General features: G+C 69.6%; 20 protein-coding genes. 12 read left to right on the top strand and 8 right to left on the bottom strand.

Features of this window, described 5'->3' with window-relative positions; all coding sequences use genetic code 11:
- Positions 1-116: 116 nt before the first annotated feature.
- Entirely contained in the window at positions 117-854 is a 738-nt protein-coding gene (locus P7A99_RS14045) for a HesA/MoeB/ThiF family protein (RefSeq protein ID WP_277794450.1), read from the bottom strand.
- Positions 855-859: 5 nt separating this feature from the next.
- Between P7A99_RS14045 and hslV the strand changes: the two genes are divergently transcribed.
- The 4 genes from hslV to P7A99_RS14025 all read left to right on the top strand — a co-directional run bounded on the left by hslV (position 860) and on the right by P7A99_RS14025 (position 6705).
- Positions 860-1459: an ATP-dependent protease subunit HslV gene (gene hslV, locus P7A99_RS14040; protein ID WP_161934963.1), complete on the top strand. Its 600-nt coding sequence runs from the start codon at positions 860-862 to the stop codon at positions 1457-1459.
- Positions 1460-1657: 198 nt separating this feature from the next.
- A complete protein-coding gene (locus P7A99_RS14035; RefSeq protein ID WP_277794449.1) occupies positions 1658-2497 on the top strand; it encodes a DUF4440 domain-containing protein in 840 nt (279 codons plus the stop codon).
- The gene (gene hslU / locus P7A99_RS14030) at positions 2494-3789 is read left to right on the top strand and encodes an ATP-dependent protease ATPase subunit HslU (protein WP_277794448.1); all 1296 of its coding nucleotides are present in this window, start codon (positions 2494-2496) and stop codon (positions 3787-3789) included. The genes P7A99_RS14035 and hslU overlap by 4 nt, the downstream gene beginning before the upstream one ends.
- Before the next feature lie 408 nt (positions 3790-4197).
- Positions 4198-6705 (top strand): FtsK/SpoIIIE family DNA translocase, encoded by a 2508-nt coding sequence (locus P7A99_RS14025; protein WP_277794447.1) that lies wholly within the window; start codon positions 4198-4200, stop codon positions 6703-6705.
- Positions 6706-6985: 280 nt separating this feature from the next.
- Here P7A99_RS14025 and P7A99_RS14020 read toward each other — a convergent pair whose 3' ends face one another.
- The 5 genes from P7A99_RS14020 to P7A99_RS14000 all read right to left on the bottom strand — a co-directional run bounded on the left by P7A99_RS14020 (position 6986) and on the right by P7A99_RS14000 (position 9437).
- Positions 6986-7264 (bottom strand): hypothetical protein, encoded by a 279-nt coding sequence (locus tag P7A99_RS14020; RefSeq protein WP_277794446.1) that lies wholly within the window; start codon positions 7262-7264, stop codon positions 6986-6988.
- A gap of 78 nt (positions 7265-7342) precedes the next feature.
- Positions 7343-7855: a DsbE family thiol:disulfide interchange protein gene (locus P7A99_RS14015; protein ID WP_277794445.1), complete on the bottom strand. Its 513-nt coding sequence runs from the start codon at positions 7853-7855 to the stop codon at positions 7343-7345.
- Positions 7852-8019 (bottom strand): heme exporter protein CcmD, encoded by a 168-nt coding sequence (ccmD, locus tag P7A99_RS14010; protein WP_277794444.1) that lies wholly within the window; start codon positions 8017-8019, stop codon positions 7852-7854. Before ccmD ends, P7A99_RS14015 begins: the two co-directional genes overlap by 4 nt.
- 7 nt (positions 8020-8026) lie before the next feature.
- Positions 8027-8776: a heme ABC transporter permease CcmC gene (gene ccmC / locus P7A99_RS14005; protein ID WP_277794443.1), complete on the bottom strand. Its 750-nt coding sequence runs from the start codon at positions 8774-8776 to the stop codon at positions 8027-8029.
- A gap of 49 nt (positions 8777-8825) precedes the next feature.
- Entirely contained in the window at positions 8826-9437 is a 612-nt protein-coding gene (locus P7A99_RS14000; RefSeq protein WP_277794442.1) for a Spy/CpxP family protein refolding chaperone, read from the bottom strand.
- A 294-nt stretch (positions 9438-9731) separates the two neighbouring features.
- Between P7A99_RS14000 and P7A99_RS13995 the strand changes: the two genes are divergently transcribed.
- Positions 9732-10625: a DMT family transporter gene (locus P7A99_RS13995; RefSeq protein ID WP_277794441.1), complete on the top strand. Its 894-nt coding sequence runs from the start codon at positions 9732-9734 to the stop codon at positions 10623-10625.
- A gap of 83 nt (positions 10626-10708) precedes the next feature.
- Entirely contained in the window at positions 10709-11689 is a 981-nt protein-coding gene (locus P7A99_RS13990) for a TraB/GumN family protein (RefSeq protein ID WP_277794440.1), read from the top strand.
- Positions 11690-11843: 154 nt separating this feature from the next.
- Here the strand turns inward: P7A99_RS13990 and P7A99_RS13985 are convergent, their stop codons facing one another.
- Positions 11844-12644 (bottom strand): MipA/OmpV family protein, encoded by an 801-nt coding sequence (locus P7A99_RS13985; RefSeq protein ID WP_277794439.1) that lies wholly within the window; start codon positions 12642-12644, stop codon positions 11844-11846.
- Positions 12645-13005: 361 nt separating this feature from the next.
- Between P7A99_RS13985 and ffh the strand changes: the two genes are divergently transcribed.
- The 3 genes from ffh (at position 13006) to rimM (ending at position 15741) form a co-directional block, all read left to right on the top strand.
- Positions 13006-14529, top strand: coding sequence for a signal recognition particle protein (ffh, locus tag P7A99_RS13980; RefSeq protein ID WP_277794438.1), 1524 nt, complete (start codon positions 13006-13008; stop codon positions 14527-14529).
- A 24-nt stretch (positions 14530-14553) separates the two neighbouring features.
- Positions 14554-15033, top strand: a complete 480-nt coding sequence (rpsP, locus tag P7A99_RS13975) for a 30S ribosomal protein S16 (RefSeq protein WP_277794437.1) — start codon at positions 14554-14556, stop codon at positions 15031-15033.
- A gap of 159 nt (positions 15034-15192) precedes the next feature.
- Positions 15193-15741, top strand: coding sequence for a ribosome maturation factor RimM (gene rimM, locus P7A99_RS13970; RefSeq protein WP_277794436.1), 549 nt, complete (start codon positions 15193-15195; stop codon positions 15739-15741).
- A 142-nt stretch (positions 15742-15883) separates the two neighbouring features.
- On the opposite strand, the gene P7A99_RS13965 is transcribed toward rimM, so the two are convergent.
- Positions 15884-17239: a glycoside hydrolase family 27 protein gene (locus tag P7A99_RS13965; RefSeq protein WP_277794435.1), complete on the bottom strand. Its 1356-nt coding sequence runs from the start codon at positions 17237-17239 to the stop codon at positions 15884-15886.
- A gap of 176 nt (positions 17240-17415) precedes the next feature.
- Here P7A99_RS13965 and P7A99_RS13960 point away from each other — a divergent pair, with 176 nt between their 5' ends.
- From P7A99_RS13960 to P7A99_RS13950, 3 genes are all read left to right on the top strand, one after another.
- Positions 17416-18471, top strand: a complete 1056-nt coding sequence (locus P7A99_RS13960) for a S41 family peptidase (protein WP_277794434.1) — start codon at positions 17416-17418, stop codon at positions 18469-18471.
- 44 nt (positions 18472-18515) lie between these two features.
- Positions 18516-19055: an RNA 2',3'-cyclic phosphodiesterase gene (gene thpR, locus P7A99_RS13955; protein WP_277794433.1), complete on the top strand. Its 540-nt coding sequence runs from the start codon at positions 18516-18518 to the stop codon at positions 19053-19055.
- A 241-nt stretch (positions 19056-19296) separates the two neighbouring features.
- Positions 19297-19761 (top strand): DUF4126 family protein, encoded by a 465-nt coding sequence (locus P7A99_RS13950; protein ID WP_277794432.1) that lies wholly within the window; start codon positions 19297-19299, stop codon positions 19759-19761.
- Position 19762 lies beyond the last annotated feature (1 nt).

The following is a 19762-nucleotide window of genomic DNA, read 5'->3' as shown; positions in this document are numbered from 1 at the left end:
CGACCGGCGGCTAAGGGGGAGGGTCCGCCGGGACCGGCGGCCGGCAACCTAGACCAAACAATCCACCGACTCGACCCCGTAAAGCCCCGTAGGCACAAGGTTTTCGCCGAACAGCGCTATGCCCCGCAGGCGGGGCAGGCCGGGTCCGCGCCGATGCGCACCGTGCGGGTCTCGGCCGCCAGGGCGTCGTAGATCAGCAGGCGCCCGGCCAGCGGCTTTCCGGCCCCGGTGATGACCTTCACCGCCTCCAGCGCCATCATCGCGCCGATGACCCCGGCCAGGGCCCCGACCACGCCCACGAGGGCGCAGGTCTCGGCGTCCGGCGGGATTTCCGGCACCAGGCAGCGATAGCAGGGCTGGCCATGGAACACGCCCACCTGGCCGGTCCAGCGCCCCAGCGCCCCGCTGACCAGCACCTTGCCCTCGGCCAGGCAGGCGTCGCTGACGGCGAAGCGGGTGGCGAAGTCGTCCGTGCCGTCCAGCACGATGTCGTAGCCGCGCACGATCTCGCGGGCGTTGCTCGCATCCAGCCACACGGGGTGGGGAACCACCGCCACGTTCGGGTTCAGCGCCGCCAGATGCGTCGCGGCCGCCTCGACCTTGGGCTTGCCGACGTCGCCTTCCGCATAAAGCACCTGCCGCTGCAGGTTCGACAGCGACACCGTATCGGCGTCGGCGATGCCGATGGTTCCTACGCCCGCGGCCGCCAGATAAAGGGCCGCAGGCGCCCCCAGTCCCCCGGCGCCGACCAGCAGAACCTTGGCCGCCTTGAGCTTCTGTTGCCCCGGCCCGCCGATCTCGCGCAGCACCAGGTGACGGGCGTAGCGCTCGACCTCGCGTTCGGAAAAGCTCATGGCGCTTGACCCTCCAGGCCGGCCTCGCCACATGCGAAGCCATGCAAAGCTCGAACTCGTTCCCCGACTGGCACGGCACCACCATTCTCGCGGTGCGCAAGAACGGCCAGACCGTGATCGCCGGCGACGGACAGGTCTCCATGGGCCCAACCGTCGTCAAGGGCAACGCCCGCAAGGTCCGCCGCCTGGCCGGGGGCGCCGTCGTCGCCGGCTTCGCCGGGGCCACGGCCGACGCCTTCACCCTGATCGAGCGGCTGGAAGCCAAGCTCGAGCAGTATCCCAACCAACTGGCCCGGGCCTGCGTCGACCTGGCCAAGGACTGGCGCACCGACCGCTACCTGCGCCGCCTGGAAGCCATGCTGCTGGTGGCCGACAAGGACGCCATCTACACCGTCACCGGCGTCGGCGACGTGCTGGAGCCGGGCGAAAGCCCAGGCGGCGGCGCGGTCGCGGCCATCGGCTCGGGCGGCAACTACGCCCTGGCCGCCGCCAAGGCCCTGATCGACCAGGACCTGACCGCAGAAGAGATCGCCCGCCGCGCCATGGCCATCGCCGCCGAGATCTGCGTCTACACCAACGGCAACCTGACGGTGGAGGGGCTGTAGGCCTCTTCAAGTCGTCATCCCGGACGGCCGAAGGCCGATCCGGGACCCAGGGGACCGGGCTCCGCGCCAAGGTTCACAGCCCAGACGGCAGCCGGCGCAGTGCGGCGGCTCCTGGGTCCCGGCTCTCCGCTTCGCTGCGGCCGGGATGACGGCTAGAATGGACCAGACAGAGAAGCTGGCGTTCGAGGACCCGACACCATGCTCAAGATCCTTCCCCCCGCCCTGATCGCCGCCGCCATCGCCGGTCCGGCCATCGCCCAGGAGATCTCGGCCGCCCCCATCGAGGCCGCCGAGCGGGCCTTCGCGGCCGACGGCCTGGCCCTGGGGATCCGGGGCTCGTTCCTCAAGCACATGGCCGACGACGCCATCGTCTTCGCGCCCGGCCCGGTGAACGCCCGCGAGCTCTACGAAAAGCGCCCCGGGACGAACGAGCCCAAGCTCTTCTGGTGGCCGCAGAAGGTGGTGATCGCCCGCTCCGGCGACCTTGGCCTGTCGTTCGGGCCCTGGAGCATCGACGACAAGCGCGGCGGCTACTACGCCACCATCTGGCGCAAGGGCGCCGACGGGGTGTGGAAGTGGGTCTATGACGGCGGCGCCGAGGCCGATCCCGGCAGGGCCCCCGGTCCCGACGCCGCCGCCCAGGTCGGCCCGCTCGCGTCCGAGGGCGCGGCGTCCCAGGCCCAGGGCTTCGAGGAGGCCCGCGACGCCGAAGCCGCCCTGGCCTTGGCCGCCTCCACCGACGCCCCCGCCGCCTACAAGGCCGTGCTGACCGCCGACGCCTGGCTGCTGGGACCCAAGAGCGCCAAGGCCCTGGCCGGAAACGACCTCTCCGCCCGGCTGGCCCTGCGTCCGGCCTCGATCGCGCTGCGTCCGCAGGGCGGCGGCGCGTCGGGCGCGGGCGACCTCGTCTGGACCCATGGCGAGGCGACTTGGAGCGGACCCGATAACAAACCCGTCGCCGCGCACTATATGCACGTGTGGCAGAAACGCGCCGAAGGCTGGCGCCTGATCTTCGAGACCCTGATCAACGACACATGACCGAGTTCTCCCCCCGCGAAATCGTCTCCGAACTGGATCGCTTCATCGTCGGCCACGCCGAGGCCAAGCGCGCCGTCGCCGTCGCCCTGCGCAACCGCTGGCGCCGCCGTCGCACCCCGGCCGACCTGCAGGACGAGATCACCCCCAAGAACATCCTGCTGATCGGCCCCACGGGCGTGGGCAAGACCGAGATCGCCCGGCGCCTGGCCAAACTGGCCCAGGCCCCGTTCCTCAAGGTCGAGGCCACCAAGTTCACGGAGGTCGGCTATGTCGGCCGGGACGTCGACCAGATCGTCCGTGACCTGGTCGAAAGCGCCCTGGCCATGGTCCGCGACAAGCGTCGTTCGGGCGTGAAGGCCAAGGCCGAAGCCGCCGCCGAGGACCGCATCCTCGACGCCCTGACCGGCCCCGGCGCTACGGCGGCCCGCGACAGCTTCCGCAAGAAGCTCCGCGCCGGCGAGCTCGACGACAAGGAAATCGAGCTGACCCTGGCCGACAACGGCGGCGGCGGCATGTTCGAGATTCCCGGCCAGCCGGGCGCCTCGGTGCTGAACCTCGGCGAGATGATGAAGTCGTTCGGCGGCGGCCGCACCAAGACCCACAAGACCACGGTCTCGGGCGCCTGGGCCCCGCTGATCGCCGAGGAGAGCGACAAGCTGCTCGACCAGGAGGCTCTGACGCAGGAAGCCCTGGCCCTGGCCGAGAACCACGGCATCGTCTTCCTCGACGAGATCGACAAGGTCGCCAGCAGCTCGCAGCGCGGCGGCGCCGACGTTTCCCGGGAAGGCGTGCAGCGCGACCTGCTGCCGCTGATCGAGGGCACGACGGTGTCGACCAAGTATGGGCCGGTGAAGACCGACCACATCCTGTTCATCGCCTCGGGCGCCTTCCACGTGGCCAAGCCGTCGGACCTGCTGCCCGAGCTGCAAGGCCGCCTGCCGATCCGCGTCGAGCTGAAGGGCCTGTCGCGCGACGACATGCGCCGCATCCTCACCGAGCCGGAAGCCAACCTGCTGCGCCAGCACCAGGCCCTGATGGCCACCGAGGGCCTGACCCTTGTGTTCACCGACGAGGCCATCGACGCCCTGGCCGACGCGGCCGTGGCCGTCAACGCCTCGGTCGAGAACATCGGCGCCCGCCGCTTGCAGACGATCATGGAAAAGGTGGTCGAAGAGATCAGCTTCACCGCCACCGACCACGGCGGCGAGACGGTCACCATCGACGCCGACTACGTCAACAAGCGCGTCGGAACCCTGGCGGCCAATGCGGATCTGAGCCGGTATATTCTCTGAAGAATCCCTCTCCCCTTGCGGGAGAGGGTGGCCTCCCGAAGGGAGGTCGGGTGAGGGGTCGACGGACCTTTCCGCCGCGACGACGGACTGACGGGTACGTATTCAACCTTCTGAGAGACCCCTCATCCGACGGTCTTCGACCGCCACCTTCTCCCGCAAGGGGAGAAGGTGGCGGTCGTGACGAAAAACGACCCGGGCGTCGCCGCCCGGGTCGCGAAGTCAGAGGGGATGTTACTAGGGGGATACGGCATGGAAATGCACGTCCCACGACTCTGGTTCCATGAAGCTCTCGTGACGACCTGCGACACTAAGTCTTTGTTTCCAGAGGCCCCTCGATCCCGATCTCGGTAAACGCCCCTTAACCATCTGGGGCCACAAGGTAGCATTCGAAGTGCTTCGGAGTGGTTCATGGCGCGAGTTGCGCGGCGATCGAATGTGGAGCTGGTCTGGGAGGCGGTGCGCTATGGCTGGGATCAGCCATGGACGGCCCGGTTCCGGGGCGGCGTCCTGGCGGTTCTGGGCGCGGGTCTGCTGCTGTCCCTGGCGACCTATGACGCCTCCGATCCCAGCTTCAACGCCGTCAGCGGCGCGCCGGCCAGCAACGCCCTGGGCGGCGCCGGCGCGGTGATCGCCGACGTGGTCGTCCAGTCCCTCGGCCTGGCCGGCTGGGTCGCGGCGATCATGATGCTGGTGTTCGGCCTGGCCCGCACCGCCCAGCCTGATCCCGACGCCCACCGCCGCGAGTTGCGCGTGCGCGCTGGCGTCGGCGTGGCCGGCCTGCTGGCCCTGGCCGGCTTCCTGACCGTGCTGGCCAAGCCCGCCGTCTGGCCGCTGGCCAAGGGCCTGGGCGGCTTCTGGGGCGATGGCCTGCTCAACCTGCTGGCCGGGATCTTCAGCTTCGCCCACATCCCCGGCGCCCGGATCATCGCCGCCCTGCTGCTGCTGGTCGGGGCCGTGATCGGCGTCGGCTACGCCCTGGGCGTGCGCCGCATCGACCCCGAGAGCGTGCTGTCCCTGATCGCCCGCCTGACCGCGCCGCGCGAACGCGCGCCGCGCCAGGAGCCCGAGCCGCAGGCCGCCCGCGCCCCGCGCGCCAAGGCCGCCCCGCGCCGCCCGGTGCGCGAGGCCATGGACGCCATCGACAACGACGAGGCCCCCGCGCCCCGCCGCGCCGCCCGCACGCCGGCTCCCGCCGACGACGAGGACGGCATGGTCGTCGCCCCGCAGCCCGCGGCGCGCGCCGCCAAGGCCGCCCGTCCGGCCCCGCCGCCGGTCGAGGACGACGACGACGATTTCGCGCCCAGCTTCGAGGCCCGCCCGCTGGCGATCCGCCAGCCCAAGGCTCCGGCGGCGCCCAGCAACCGCGAACAGCGCGAGCAGCAGAAGACCTTCGACTTCGAGGAAGACGAGGACGGCTTCCAGTTGCCGGAACTGGCCATGCTGGCCAAGGCCAAGCCGCGCTCGTCGGAATTCGATGAAGGCGCCCTGCGCCAGAACGCCCGCCTTCTGGAAAGCGTGTTGGCCGAGTTCGGGGTGAAGGGCCAGATCGACCAGATCCGTCCCGGCCCGGTCGTGACCATGTACGAACTGGTGCCGGCGCCGGGCGTGAAGACCGCCCGCGTCGTCGCCCTGGCCGACGACATCGCCCGCTCGATGAGCGTGATCTCGTGCCGCGTCGCCGTGGCTCAAGGCCGCAACGCCATCGGCATCGAAATGCCCAACCAGCGTCGCGAGACCGTCTATCTGCGCGACCTGCTGTCGAGCGCCGACTACGACAAGGCCAGCCAGATCCTGCCCATGGCCCTGGGCGAAACCATCGGCGGCGAGCCCTACATCGCCGACCTCGCCAAGATGCCCCACCTGCTGATCGCCGGTACGACCGGCTCGGGCAAGTCGGTCGGCGTCAACGCCATGATCCTGTCGATCCTCTACAAGCTGCCGCCTGAAAAGTGCCGCTTCATCATGATCGACCCCAAGATGCTGGAACTGTCGGTCTATGACGGCATCCCGCACCTCCTGGCGCCGGTCGTGACCGATCCGAAGAAGGCCGTCGTGGCGCTGAAGTGGACCGTCCGCGAGATGGAGGACCGCTATCGCCGCATGTCCAAGATCGGCGTGCGCAACATCGGCGGCTACAACGAGAAGGCCAACGAGGCCCTGGAAAAGGGCGAACACTTCGAGCGGACCGTCCAGACCGGCTTCGACGACGCCGGCCGCCCGATCTACGAGACCGAGCAGATCCGCCCCGAGGCCATGCCCTACCTGGTCGTGGTCATCGACGAGGTGGCCGACCTAATGATGGTCGCCGGCAAGGACATCGAAGGCGCCGTGCAGCGCCTGGCCCAGATGGCCCGCGCCGCCGGCATCCACCTGATCATGGCCACCCAGCGTCCGTCGGTCGACGTCATCACCGGCACCATCAAGGCCAACTTCCCCACCCGGATCAGCTTCCAGGTGACCAGCAAGATCGACGCCCGCACCATCCTGGGCGAGCAGGGCGCCGAGCAGCTGCTGGGCCAGGGCGACATGCTCTACATGGCCGGCGGCGGCCGCATCACCCGCCTGCACGGCCCGTTCGTGTCGGACGGTGAAGTCGAGGCCGTGGCCAAGTTCCTGCGCGACCAGGGCATCCCCCAGTACCTGGAGGAGGTCACCGCCGGCGGCGACGAGGAGCAGGAAGAGGCCATCGAGGGCGCCTTCCAGGGCGAGGGCGGGGCCAACGACCTCTACGACCACGCCGTGGCCGTGGTCACCCGCGACCGCAAGGCCTCGACCAGCTACATCCAGCGCCGCCTGCAGATCGGCTACAACCGCGCCGCCTCGCTGATGGAGCGGATGGAGAAGGAAGGCGTCGTCGGCGCCGCCAATCACGCCGGCAAGCGCGAGATCCTCGCGCCGCCCCCGCCGCCGCTGTAGGGCTCAAGAGATCGGAAAAAGAAAACGCCGCGACAATCGATGTCGCGGCGTTTTTCGTTTCGAACTCCAACACCGCCCCCCTCTCGTCATCCCGGAAAGCGCGGAGCGCTTATCCGGGACCCAGGGGACTGGGCTCGGAGGCAGGGTTCGCCGCTCAGCGGCAGCCGGCGCAGTGCGGCGGCCCCTGGGTCCCGGCTCTACGCTACGCGGAGCCTGTCCTCGGGCGCGCTTCGCGCGACCCGGGTGGCCGGGATGACGATGGGTTTGGGTCGGAAAGACCTCAGACCAGGATGTTCAGCAGCGAACCCGGGCGCAGGATCTTCTGCGGCTGTTCGGTGGGAGCCGTGAAGGCCTTGGGCGGCACGGTGCGGCGCGCCTGGGGCTCGGTCTGGGTCTGCAGTTGCACCGTCATCGGCGAGGCCGTGGGGCGGGCGCTGGTCGCGTCGCTGACCGCCGCCTGGAAGAACGCCGCCGCGCGCGACTGGCCAGCCGGGGTCACGGCGCCGGACGTGGGTCGGGCGGTGACGGCGGGCAGGCCGGTGGGACGAACGGTGCTCATGACGCAGTTGATAGCATGGTTAATGCAGAGTGCGCGAGCGTGGTTAACGCCCTTCTAAGCCGGAAAGTGCGCGACGCTTCAACGCAGCTTGGAAACGAGCCCGTCCAGGTCTTCGGGCGTGATCGGCCCGGTATGCTTGGCCACCACCCGCCCTTGCGCGTCGACCACGAAGGTCTCGGGCACGCCGGTGACGCCGAACTCGACCCCGGCACGGCCGTCGCGATCCACCAGCCGGGCCGCGAACGGATCGCCCAGGCGGGAAAGGAACGCTTCGGTGTTGGCGGGCGCGTCCTTGTAGGCGACGCCGACGATCCGCACGCCGCGCGCCTTCAGCGCCATCAGCTGTGGATGCTCGATCTCGCAGGGCGCGCACCAGGAGGCGAAGAAGTTGATCAGCATCGGCCCGTCGCCGGCGGCGCGGACCGGGGCCGGCGTCCCACTGTCGAGGTCGGGCAACGACAGGGCCGGCACGGCCTTGCCGACCAGGGCGTCGGGGCTGACCTGCGGATTTCGCTTGAGGGCATAGCCGGCGAACAGCACCGCCAGGGCCGCCAGCACGATCAGCGGAGAAAACGCCAGCCAGCGCTTCACTTGCCGGCGTCTTTCGCCTGCGCCTGCCGGCGCTCGGCCTCGGCGCGCCAGCGGCGGGCGGCGGCCAGGCTGTCGACGATCATCCAGGCGAACACCACCGCCGTCAGGGCGAAGGCGGGCCAGACATAGACGGCGTACTTGCCGGCGTCGAAATCGAACGTCATCGCGGGATCAGGCCTCCGCCGCCTTCAGGGCCAGGCTGCGCGCCTTGCGCCGCCAGACCAGGGCCCGGATCCGCACCAGCCACAGCGACCCGAACGCCGACAGATAGGCCAGCTGCATCACCAGCATCGGCCAGGCATAGACCGCCGGCAGCCGGTTCTCCGGCTTGGCCAGCAGGGTCGAGGAGCCCTGGTGCAGGCTGTTCCACCAGTCGACCGAGAACTTGACGATCGGCAGGTTGATGACGCCAACCAGGGCCAGGATGGCGGCGGCGCGGGCGGCCTTCTGTTCGTCGTCGATGGCCCCGCGCAGGGCCAGGTAGCCCAGATAGAACAGCAGCAGCACCAGCACCGAGGTCAGGCGGGCGTCCCACACCCACCAGGTTCCCCACATCGGCTTGCCCCACAGCGAGCCGGTGGCCAGGGCCAGCACCGTGAAGGCCGCGCCCAGCGGGGCGCAGGCCTGGGCGGCCGCGTCGGCCAGGGCGTGGCGGAAAACCAGGGCCAGGAAACTGGCGATCCCCAGGCACAGATAGACGAACATCGCCAGCACGGCCGCCGGCACGTGGATGAACATCATCCGCACCGTGTCGCCCTGCTGGTAGTCCTCGGGAACCGTGAAGGTCAAAACAAGGCCGACCACCGCCAGCACGCCGGCGATCGCGCCGAACATGGGCGCGGCCCAGCGCGAGAAGGCCATGAACCGCTCGGGGTTGGCCAGGAAATCGAACGTGTTCTTGTTGTGGTTGCGGGCGCCCATCGACCTTGACTTAGATCGGCCGGCGGACGCCCGCAATCGTCTCGCGCGCTTACGAGCCCGACTTGCGCTGGATGATCACCCGACGTTCGCCGAAGCCGGCCTTTGGACCACGGGTCTCGAAGCGGCGGACGGTGACGTTAGGCGCGCCGGTCACTTCCGGACCCAGGGCATCGAAGGCCTTCTTCTGGCTGGGCGTCAGGGCGTTGTAGAAGCTGCGCGTGGCGTCGGCGCGGCCCTTGAGGTCGGCGGCGACCTTGGCCATGCGCTCGGCCTGCTCGTCGAGGCGCTCCAGCGCCGTCGGCGGAGCCTTGTCCTTGACGCTCTCGTCGCGCGCCGGCCTGGGCTCGGGGCGTTCCTTCGGACCGGTGGCGGCGATGTAGGCCTTCAGGGCGCCGTCCTGGCGGTCGGTCAGTTGCAGCACGTCGCGCAGGCGCTGGGCGCGGGCTTCCGGATCCTGGTGCATGCGGAAGGCCATGGCGCCTGGACCAGGATGACCGCGGAACATCAGGTTGTCGAAGCTCGGCGGCGGCGGGGGCGGCTCGGGCGCTTCCGGCGGGGCGGGCGGCGGGGGCGGAGCGGCCGGCTGGGCCGAGGCGGCGACGACGCCGGCCGCCAGGGCCGCGCCGGCGGCGAGGGTCAGGGATTTCAGGACGAGGCGCATGGCGATCTCCATCGAAGGGGCGGAAACGAACTGCGGCCTAGGTTGAAGGCGGTTGTGGCGCGAAAATGTCTGAAGATGTGAACAATGTTACACGAATGAAGCGTTGCCGGGAGCGCCGATACGAAGGGCATGCAAATCAAGCACTTGATCGTGAGGCTTCGAGGACGCGAGCTCCCACCTTTCGAAAATTTCATGTCGTGCCGGACCCTGCTGACAGCCCCTGACACCCGGCCGGGCGATATCCGGGTCCCGCCGCCTCTCGCCAGGCGGCCGCGGATACGCCATGAGGCCCCCATGAAACGCGTCGCCTTCCTCGCCCTGATCCTCGCCGGCACGCTGTGGGGCCTGGGCTTCCCGCTGGGCAAGCTGATCCTGCGCGAGACCGACGCGGCCCATATGGTGCTGCTGCGCTTCATCGTCGCCGCCGTGGTCGCCGCCCCCTTCGCCCTGCGGACCCCGGAAGCCCGCGCCCTGTTCAAGTCGCCGGTGATGCTGGCCTCGGGCGCGCTCTACGGCGTGGCCTTCATGGTCCAGTTCGAGGGCCTGGCCCATGTCAGCGTCACCCTGGCGGCGCTGTTGGTCGGGGCCATGCCGGCCCTGATCGCCGTCTGCGCCAAGGTGATGGGCGAGAAGGTCAGCCGGGCCTCGTGGATGGGCGTCGGCGCGGCCACCCTCGGGGCGGCCCTGATCGCCGGCAAGCCCGACGGCGCCGGCTCGCTGCTGGGCGTGGCCCTGTCGCTGGGCTCGCTGCTGATCTTCCTGGCCTGGCTGGTGGTGCTGAAACGCGCGCCCAAGGCCCCGACCCCGATGGCCATACCGGCGGTGACGGTGATCGTCGCGGCCTTCACCGTCCTGCCGATCGCCTTCGTCATGCACGGTCCGCCCAAGCTGGACCTGTCGCCGATCGCCTGGACCAGCGTGCTGGGCCTGGGCGCGCTGTCGACCCTGCTGGCCACGGCCGCCTGGCAGTACGGCTCGTCCCGCGTGGGTAGCGCCAGCGCCGGGGTGTTCATCAACATCGAGCCCCTGATGGGCGCCTCGATCGGCGTGCTGCTGCTGGGCGACCACCTGACCCTGGCCCTGGCCGTCGGCGGCCTGATGATCATCGCCGGCAGTTTCGTCGTCGTGCTGGGCGAAAGGCAGGCCGAGCCTGGCGACCTGCAGGCGGCGCCCGCGCCGGCGCCCTGACCTCTCCGCATCCCGCCGCCCGCGCCCCCGTTTCGCCATTCGGCGGCGCGCACTATGTGTGGCTGCAAGCAGGAGGAGAATCCATGGTCGCTTCGAGACCCGCCGCCATCGCGGCCGTCGCCGCCCTGGCGTTCGCCTTCGCCGTTCCGGCCGTCGCCCAGACCCCCTCGGTCGAATTGCAGCCGACCGACCCGGGCAGCGCCGTGGTCGAGGAACTGCTGGTCGTCGCCCGGCCGCCGGGTCCGGCCCTGTGGCTGGTCGAGAAGAACGGCGCCAAACTCTACGTCCTCGGCTCGGCCGCGCCCCTGCCGCACCAGCTGAAGTGGGACAGCCCCCGCCTCAACCGCGCCCTCGACGAGGCCGGACTGGTGCTGGTGCCGCCCGAGGCCTCGGTAGGGCCGATGCAGGTCACCAAGTTCTTCCTGACTGGCGGCGGCGGGGTGCGCCAGGGTTTCGGCAAGAAGCTGGAAGACCGCCTGCCGCCCGACCTGAAGGACCGCTTCGTCAGGGCCCGCACCCAGGCCCGCCGCACCGCCCTGCCCTACAAGGACTGGAAGCCCGCCGTGGCCGGCTTCATCGTGCTGTCGGACTTCCGCCAGGCCGCCGGCCTGTCCGAAGCCAAGCCGGTCAGCACCATCGAGCGCATGGCCAAGGCTAAGGGCGTCAAAGTCAAGGCCATGAGCCAGTATCGCCTGGGACCGGTGCTGAGTGCGGCCGGCAAGCTGTCGGACGAGGCCAATCTCGCCTGCCTGCGCGACGCCCTCAACGAGATCGACTACGAGGCCCCGCGCTGGAACACGCTGGGAACCGACTGGGCCAACGGCGACATCGCCTCGGTGCGGGCGCGCTATTCGTCCAGCGCGGCCCAGCGCTGCCTGCTGCGCGCGCCGGGCGGCGCGGGCCTTCTGAACGAGCAGATCGGTCAGTCGGCCAAGGCCCTTTCCGAAGCGCTCGAGCGCCCCAGCGTCACCATCGCCGTCGTCGACCTGGCCTTCCTGCTGCCCAGCAACGGCGTGCTCGACCGGCTGCGGGCGCAGGGTGCGACGGTGACGTCCCCGAGCTAGTGCACCTTTGAATGCTTCCCTCGCCCTTGTGGCGAGGGCCCATGCCAGCGACGTCTCAGACCCGGGTAATCTTGAAAAGGCCTGAGCGGCTGAACGATGGATCCCGGTCACAAGGCCCGGGAAAGCAAGGTAAGGAAGGGCGGCGAGTTTGGCCCTACCGCCCGATGAAGCGCCGCACGACGATCAGGCCGCCGCGGTACTCGTCCTGCTGGCCATAGCGCTCGATCAGCGGGCTGTCGGCGGCTTCGCCCAGGATGCGCTCGTAGTTGGCGAAGGTGCCGATGGCGTACTTGTCGCCGATCGGGGTCATCATCAGGAAGGCCACGCCCACCTGGTTCAGCCCGCCCTTGGGGTCGTATTCGTTCAGGCTCGGCACGGCCGCCACGTCCCTGGCGGTGACGCCATAGAAGGTGCGGTTGGTGTTCTTGTCGCCGCCGCGGGCATAGACCATCGACTGCAGCAGGCCCACCGGCGTCACGTCCTGGCGCGACACCGAGCCCCAGAAGTCCCAGCCGTCGGAGACGCTGGTGACGTCGCGGCCGATACGGCCGCCGACCACCCAGTCCTTCCAGGTGCGCTTGTAGGCATAGACGGCCAGGTCCGCGCCGGTGTCGGGGCTCTGGATACCGCTGTCGGTGTCGTCCGGACCGCCCCAGCGCGGACGCAGCTGGGCGCCGACGTGGAGGGTCTCGTCGTTGATGACGTTATAGCCCAGGCCGTCCAGGCCGTTGGCGTAGATCTTTCCCTTCCAGTGGGCGCTGCCCCAGAAGGTGAAGTTGGTCTTGTGCGGGTCCTTGCCGCCGGGGCTGAAGCCGTAGACCGGACCGCCGCCGACATCGACCTCCCAGGTCGAGGGGGCTTCGATGTCCTTGTAGGGCAGGGCCTGGGCGAGGGCCGCGGCGGGCAGGGCGAAGGCGGCCGTCGCCAGCAGGGCGAGAAGAGGCTTGGTCGACATGGAGTCCTTGCGATCAGACCAGAAGAAACGGGACCCCAATCCCTGACCGCATCCCGTCGAACGCGTTCGACGAAGCCCTTAATCCTCCGCGGACGGAAAGGCAAAGGGCTTCGCGCGGGCGCCCGCTCTTCGGCGAGCCCCTCAATCAACTGGGGCCAACCGACTCGAAATCCTTGCATTTTCCACAGCGCTCCCGCATAAGCGCGCACTTCCGGCGCTTTATCAGCAGCGCCTCCACCGTCACGACCCCGCCCCGGTAGCCCGGGACACCATGCGGACGAGGACGGCGAGGACCCCCGTCGACGTGATCGTCCACGGGGGCTGATCGCGTTTGGATCTTTGGTTTGGATCAGGGTTCGGCATGTTCGACGGCCTTACAGAGCGACTTTCCGGCGTCTTCGACCGCCTCGGCGGTCGCGGCGTGCTGTCCGAAAAGGACATCGACGAGGCGCTGCGCGAAGTCCGCGTCGCCCTGCTGGAAGCCGACGTCGCCCTGCCGGTCGTCAAGGACTTCATTTCCAAGGCCAAGGAAAAGGCCTCGGGCGAGTCCGTCATCCGCTCGGTCAAGCCGGCCGACCAGGTGGTCAAGATCGTCTATGACGGCCTGGTCGAGATGCTGGGCGGCGACGTCCCCACCGGCCTGAACCTGGCGCTGAACCCGCCCACCATCATCCTGATGGCCGGCCTGCAGGGCTCGGGCAAGACCACCACCACCGGCAAGCTGGCCCTGCGCCTGTCCAAGACCGAGCGCAAGAAGGTGCTGGTCGCCTCGCTCGACACCCGTCGCCCGGCCGCCATGGAGCAGCTGGCGACCCTGGCCAAGCAGGTCGGCGTCGAGAGCCTGCCGATCGTGGCCGGCCAGAGCGCCCCGGACATCGCCAGGCGCGCCCTCACCGCCGCCAAGCTCAGCGGCTACGACGTCCTGATCCTCGACACCGCCGGCCGCACCACGCTGGACGAGGCGATGATGAGCGAAGCGGCGGAAATCGCCCGCATCGCCAATCCCTCCGAGACTATCCTGGTCGCCGACAGCCTGACCGGCCAGGACGCCGTGCGTACGGCGAAAGCCTTCCACGAGCGTCTGCCGCTCACGGGCCTGATCCTGACCCGCGCCGACGGCGACGGCCGCGGCGGCGCGGCGCTGTCGATGCGCCACGTCACCGGCCTGCCGATCAAGTTCCTCGGCGCCGGCGAAAAGATCGACCAGCTCGACGTCTTCGACGCCCGCCGCGTCGCCGGCCGGATCCTGGGCCAGGGTGACGTCGTGGCGCTGGTCGAGAAGGCCGCCGCCGACCTCGACGCGGCCGAAGCCGAGCGCATGGCCCGCAAGCTGGCCAAGGGCAAGTTCGACCTCGACGACCTGTCGTCCCAGCTGTCGCAGATGCAGAAGATGGGCGGCATGGAAGGCATCATGGGCCTCCTGCCGGGCGTCCAGAAGGTCAAGAAGCAGATCGCCGAGAGCGGCATCGACGACAGCATCTTCCGCCGCCAGCAGGCGATCATCAGCTCGATGACCAAGGAAGAGCGCAAGAAGCCCGACATCCTGGCCGCCTCGCGCAAGCGCCGCATCGCCGCCGGTTCGGGCGTCGACGTGGCCGAGGTCAATCGCCTGCTCAAGCAGCACCGCCAGATGGCCGACATGTTCAAGTCGATGAGCAAGGACGGCGGCAAGGGCCTCGCCCGCATGGCCGGCATGCTCGGCGGCGGCGACATGGCTCGTTTGAAATCCCTCGGCGGCGGCAAGATGCCCGCCGGCGATCCCAACGCGACGGAAGGCCAAGGCCTTTCGGGGCTGCCCGGTCTGCCGGGCCTCGGGGGCGGGGCCAACCCGCTCTCCGGCCTGGGCGGCCTGCCGCCCGGCTTCAATCCGTTCAAGAAAAAATAGCTTTAGATCCAAGGACTAACGACAATGCTGAAGATCCGTCTCGCCCGTGGCGGCGCCAAGAAGCGCCCGTACTACTCGATCGTCGTCGCTGACAGCCACTCGCCGCGCGATGGCCGTTTCATCGAGAAGGTCGGCACCTACAACCCGCTCCTGAAGAAGGATGACCCGGCGCGCGTCACCCTGAAGCTCGAGTCGATCCAAGAGTGGCTCAAGAAGGGCGCCCAGCCGACCGACCGCGTCGCCCGCTTCCTGGCCGCCCAAGGCGTCGGCGCCTGGACCGCCGGCAACAACCCGCAGAAGGCCGAGCCGGGCAAGAAGGCCAAGGAACGCACCGCCGAGCGCGCCCAGCGCGAAGAAGAGCGTCTGGCCGCCGAAGCCCAAGCCAAGGAAGACGCCAAGGCCGCCGCTGAAGCCGCCGCCGCGGCCGCCGCCGAAGCCGCTGCTGCTCCGGCCGCTGAAGAAGCTCCGGCTGAAGCCCCGACTGAAGAAGCCTCGGAAGGCTAATCCCTTCCAACTTCGTGCGTGGTCCTCGTCCTTCGACAAGCTCAGGATGAGGACCATGTCACGAGGTGAAGCAGTAGAAACCCTCACCCTGAGCCTGTCGAAGGGCGAGGGTTTCGCTTCACCCACTGCCCCGGCCTGGTCCGGAAAGACTTGAAGTCGATGCCCATCTCTCCCGATGACCCGTTGATCCTGGTCGGCCGCGTGGCCGGCGGCTTCGGCGTGCGCGGCGAGGTGCGGATCTCGACCTATACCGAAGAGCCGATGGCCCTGAAGGGCTTCAAGCGGCTCCTGCGCCAGGACGGTTCGACCGCCCTGTCGATCTCCCAGGCCCGCGCCGTCAAGGACGGTCTGGTCTGCCGCAGCCCCGACATCGCCACCAAGGAAGCCGCCGACGCCCTGCGCGGCCTCAAGCTCTACGTCCCCCGCTCGGCCCTGCCCGAGCCGGACGAAGACGAATTCTACCTCACCGACCTGATCGGCATGGCCGTGCGCCACATCGCCACCGGCGAGGACCTGGGCAAGATCAAGAGCGTCCAGGATTTCGGCGCCGGCGACCTGCTCGAGATCATTCCCCCGCTCGGCGGCCAGACCTGGTACCTGCCCTTCACCCGCGCCGCCGCGCCGGAAGTGAAGCTGGCCGAGCGTCTGGTGCTCGCCGACCCGCCGCAGATGGTGGGCGAGCCCGAAGGGCCGAGCGAAGAAGACTGACACCAAGATGCTCCCCCTCTGGGGGAGCTGTCGCGGAGCGACTGAGGGGGGCCGTTTTCAGCTTCCGCAACGCCCGCCAGTAAGAACTGGCCCTTCCCCCTCCGTCGGTTTCGCCGACACCTCCCCCTTCAGGGGGAGGATCTCATGCGCCCAACCGCAGCAGCGCCGAGCCATGCGCCGGCAGTGTCCGCTCCACGCGGCCCGACACCCGCCCGAGCTCCTGCCCGCTCCACAGATCCCGCGCCGACACGCCCTCGGCCAAGCCGAGCTCGCGCAGACCGATCCCGACCGTCTTCGGCTTTCCCGTGGTGTTGAACAGCGCCAGATAGCGATCGCCTGAACGCCCCTCTGGCCGCGCCGACCAGACCCGCGCCCCGTCCTCGACGAAGTGCGGCCGGTTGCCGGTGCTGGCCTGGTTGACCGCCAGCACCTGGCGATTGGTCAGCAAGGCCAGGGTGGCGTCGTCCAGGTGACGCAGGTCGCCGCCCATGATCAGCGGCGAGCGGGCGATCGACCACAGGGTCATCAGGGTCTGCTGCTCGTCGGGGGTGAACTTGCTGTCGCGCTTGCCCAGGGCCAGCCGGCCCAGCGGCAGCATGTCCGCGTCGGGCCATGCGCCCGGCGCGCGGTAGGCGTTCCAGTTCTCCAGCCGCGTGAACTGCGCCTCCAGCATCGACCATTCGTCCCAGAAGTCGTCGGAGATGCGCCACATCTGGGCGAACCTGCGCACGTGTTCGGCGCGCGGCACGGGTGTCTCGCCCGGCGACAGGCTGAGGATCATCGGCCGGCCAGAAACCTCGATCGCCTTGTGCGCCGCCTCGATCTCGGCGGCGTGGGCGTCATAAGGGCGGCTCATGTCGTCCATCTTCACGAAGTCGACGCCCCATTGGGCGAACAATCGGAAGACACTGTCGTAATAGGCCTGGGCCCCGGGCTTGCGCATGTCGACGCCGTACATGTCGGGGTTCCAGGAGCAGATGCTCGTGGTGTCGGCGATGTCGGCGGCGCGGACGCCGGCCCCCAGCACCGGCAGGTTGGCCTTCACCGCCGCGCGCGGAATCCCGCGCATCAGGTGCACCCCGAACTTCAGGCCCAGAGCATGCACCTGATCGGCCAGCGGCTTGAAGCCCAGGCCGCCGGCGCTGGACGGGAAACGATTAGGGGCGGGGAGAAGGCGGCCATGGCCGTCCATCGCCGGCTGAGGATCGCGGTTGTACTCGTAGCTAGCGGCCGCCGGCTCGTACCACTGGATGTCGACCGTGAAGACGTCATAACCGAACGGCAGCAGTTTCGCGGCCATGATCCGGGCCGTCTCCAGCGCCTGGGCCTCGTTGATCGTGGTGGCGAAGCTGTTCCAGCTGTTCCAGCCCATCGGCGGGCGCTGAGCCAGCAGCGGCGACTTGGTCGCCGGCGCCGCCGCGACGCCCGAACCGGCCGCCAGGCTCGCGCCCATCCCCGCCAGCAGCACACCGCGCCGATCCATCGAGGGTCCCGTCATCGCCTGCCTCCCGCCCCGGCCGGCCTTCGCGCCGATCCTCCTGGACGGCGCTATTTGTCAGACAATTTCCCACTCGAGCAAGCCGCCACCGGCGGATGAACAATGGGTCATGACGCAAGCTTAACTGGCGTCGCGCCGCTTCGCCGTGGCCCATGGACGCTCACGAGGGACCTTCCATGCACCGCCTGCTCGCCGCCACAGCCGCCATCACCCTGCTGGCCGCGACCCCCGTCTTCGCTGAAGACGGCGAGACCCTCAATGTCGTCCAGTCGAGCCAGGTCATCGAGACCCTGAGCCGCAGCCTCGACGGCTATTTCGATCGACGTAAAGCCATCTCTGTGCAGGACGCCCTGCGGGCCCGCCGTACGCACCTCGCCACGATCCGCGACCGCGCCGAGCTGGCCGAGGCGCTCAGCGCCATCACCGTCGGCGTCTCGGGCGACCTGCACCTGCGGGTCTCGGTAGCCACGACCAGCGCCAAGGTCGCCGCCCTGACCGACGCCGAGCAGGCCCTGCTCGACCAGCGCCTGGCCTACGGCCTGATGGCCGCGCGCCGCCTGCCGGCCAATATCGGCTATCTGAAGCTGCGCTATTTCGAGCAGACCGACGCCGGCGCCGAGATGGTCGACGCGGCGCTGGGCCTGCTGAAGGACACCGACGCCCTGGTCATCGACCTGCGCGAGAACACCGGCGGCGGCGGCGCGGCCGACGAGCGCCTGCTGGGCCATCTGTCGAAGAACCCCCTGGTGCTGGAGACCATCCGCTGGACGCAGGGCGACGGCCGCGTCGAGGTCCAGCAGCGCCAGGTCCGCCAAGGGCCTGGCGCGCCGCTCTATGCCGACAAGCCGGTCTTCGTGCTGACCGCCGCCCGCACCTTCTCGGCCGCCGAGGCCTTCGCCTACAGCCTGAAAGCCAATGGCCGCGCCGTTCTGGTGGGCGAGAAAACCCGCGGCGGCGGCAATCCCGCCAACCGGCCTTCACCGCCCCTGGGCTTCGGCCTCGTCGTGTTCGTGCCCAACGGCCAGGTGGTGCACCCCCTGACCGGCAAGGGCTGGGAAGGGACCGGCGTCGTCCCGGACGTCGCCACCGCCCCGGACGCGGCCCTGACCGAGGCCTACCGCCGCGCCCTCGCCGTGGCCAAGCCGCTGGTCTCCACCCCGAAGTCGGAAAAGGAGCGCGCCGACGCCATCGCCGATCCGGCCGGAGCCCTGGCCGCCGATCAGAGGCTTTGAGCCCCAAGCTTTGAGCTGGCCGCCAAGGCGTCTAGGCTGGCGGCATGATCCGTCTGTTCACCGCGATCGCCATCCCCTCCGAGATCGGCGCGCCCCTCCAGTCCCGACAATCCGGCATCGAAGGCGCCCGCTGGCGGCCGCTGGAGGCGTTCCACATCACGCTGCGCTTCATCGGCGACGTGCAGGAAACGGTCGCCGCCGATCTCGACGAAGCCTTGGCGCAGATCGAGGCGCCCGCCTTCGACCTGGAGCTGAAGGGGGCCGGCCACTTCGGCGAGGGCGCCGACATGCACGCCGTCTGGGCCGGGGTCGAGGACGAGCCGCTGCTTCGCCGCCTGCAGAAGTCCAACGAAAGCGCCGCCCGCAAGGCCGAACTGAAGCCCGAGACCCGCACCTATCTGCCGCATGTCACCCTGGCCTATCTGAAGCGCGCCGCCGTCCCCGAGGTCGGCGCCTGGATCCAGCGCAACAACCTGCTGCACTCGCCGCCCTTCCGCGTCGACCGTTTCGGCCTCTATTCCAGCTGGCAGACCAAGGAAGGCTCGGTCTATCGGCTGGAGCGGGAGTATCCGCTGGCGGATTGAACGGCGAACCTCCCCCTGTGGGGGAGGCGGCCGAAGGCCCGTGGGGGGGCAGTTTTCAGCTTCCGCTGAAGGGGTCAGCGCCGCAACTTCTTCCCCCCCCCCCGATCGCTACGCGATCGCCTCCCCCACGGGGGGAGGTTTTATGGCGTGAACCACGGCCGGAACATCCAAGCCGGATCGGGGCGCTTGCGATTTGCTCCTGACGCGCGCCTGATCGCGGGCGGCGCTCGGGAGTTCTCGCATGACCCTCTACGTCCTCGCCCTGCTCATCGGCGTGATCGCCGGCCTGCGGGCCATGACCGCCCCCGCCGCCGTCGCCTGGGGCGCGCATCTGGGCTGGATTCCACTGGCCGGCACGCCGCTGGCCTGGCTGGGCGGCAATATCGCCACCTGGATCTTCACCGCCCTGGCGGCGGTCGAGCTGATCACCGACCAGCTGCCGATGACCCCCAGCCGCAAGGTCCCGCCGCAGTTCGGCGCCCGTATCGTCGCTGGCGGCTTCTCGGGGGCGGCCATCGGCTTCGCCGGCGGCGCCTGGATCGTCGGCGCGATCCTCGGCGTCGTCGGCGCGGTGATCGGCACCCTGGGCGGCGCCGAGCTGCGCGGCCGCCTGGCCAAGGCCTTCAAGCGCGACACGCCGGCGGCTCTTGTCGAAGACGTGATCGCCCTGGGCGGCGCCTACATGATCGTCTCGGCGGTTTCGTGAG

Origin of the sequence: Caulobacter endophyticus (genome assembly GCF_029543245.1) — a bacterium.
GTDB classification, from domain to species: domain Bacteria; phylum Pseudomonadota; class Alphaproteobacteria; order Caulobacterales; family Caulobacteraceae; genus Caulobacter; species Caulobacter endophyticus_A.
The sequence above is the reverse complement of the archived record's forward strand: the minus strand, read 5'-3'. Positions and strand labels throughout refer to the sequence as shown.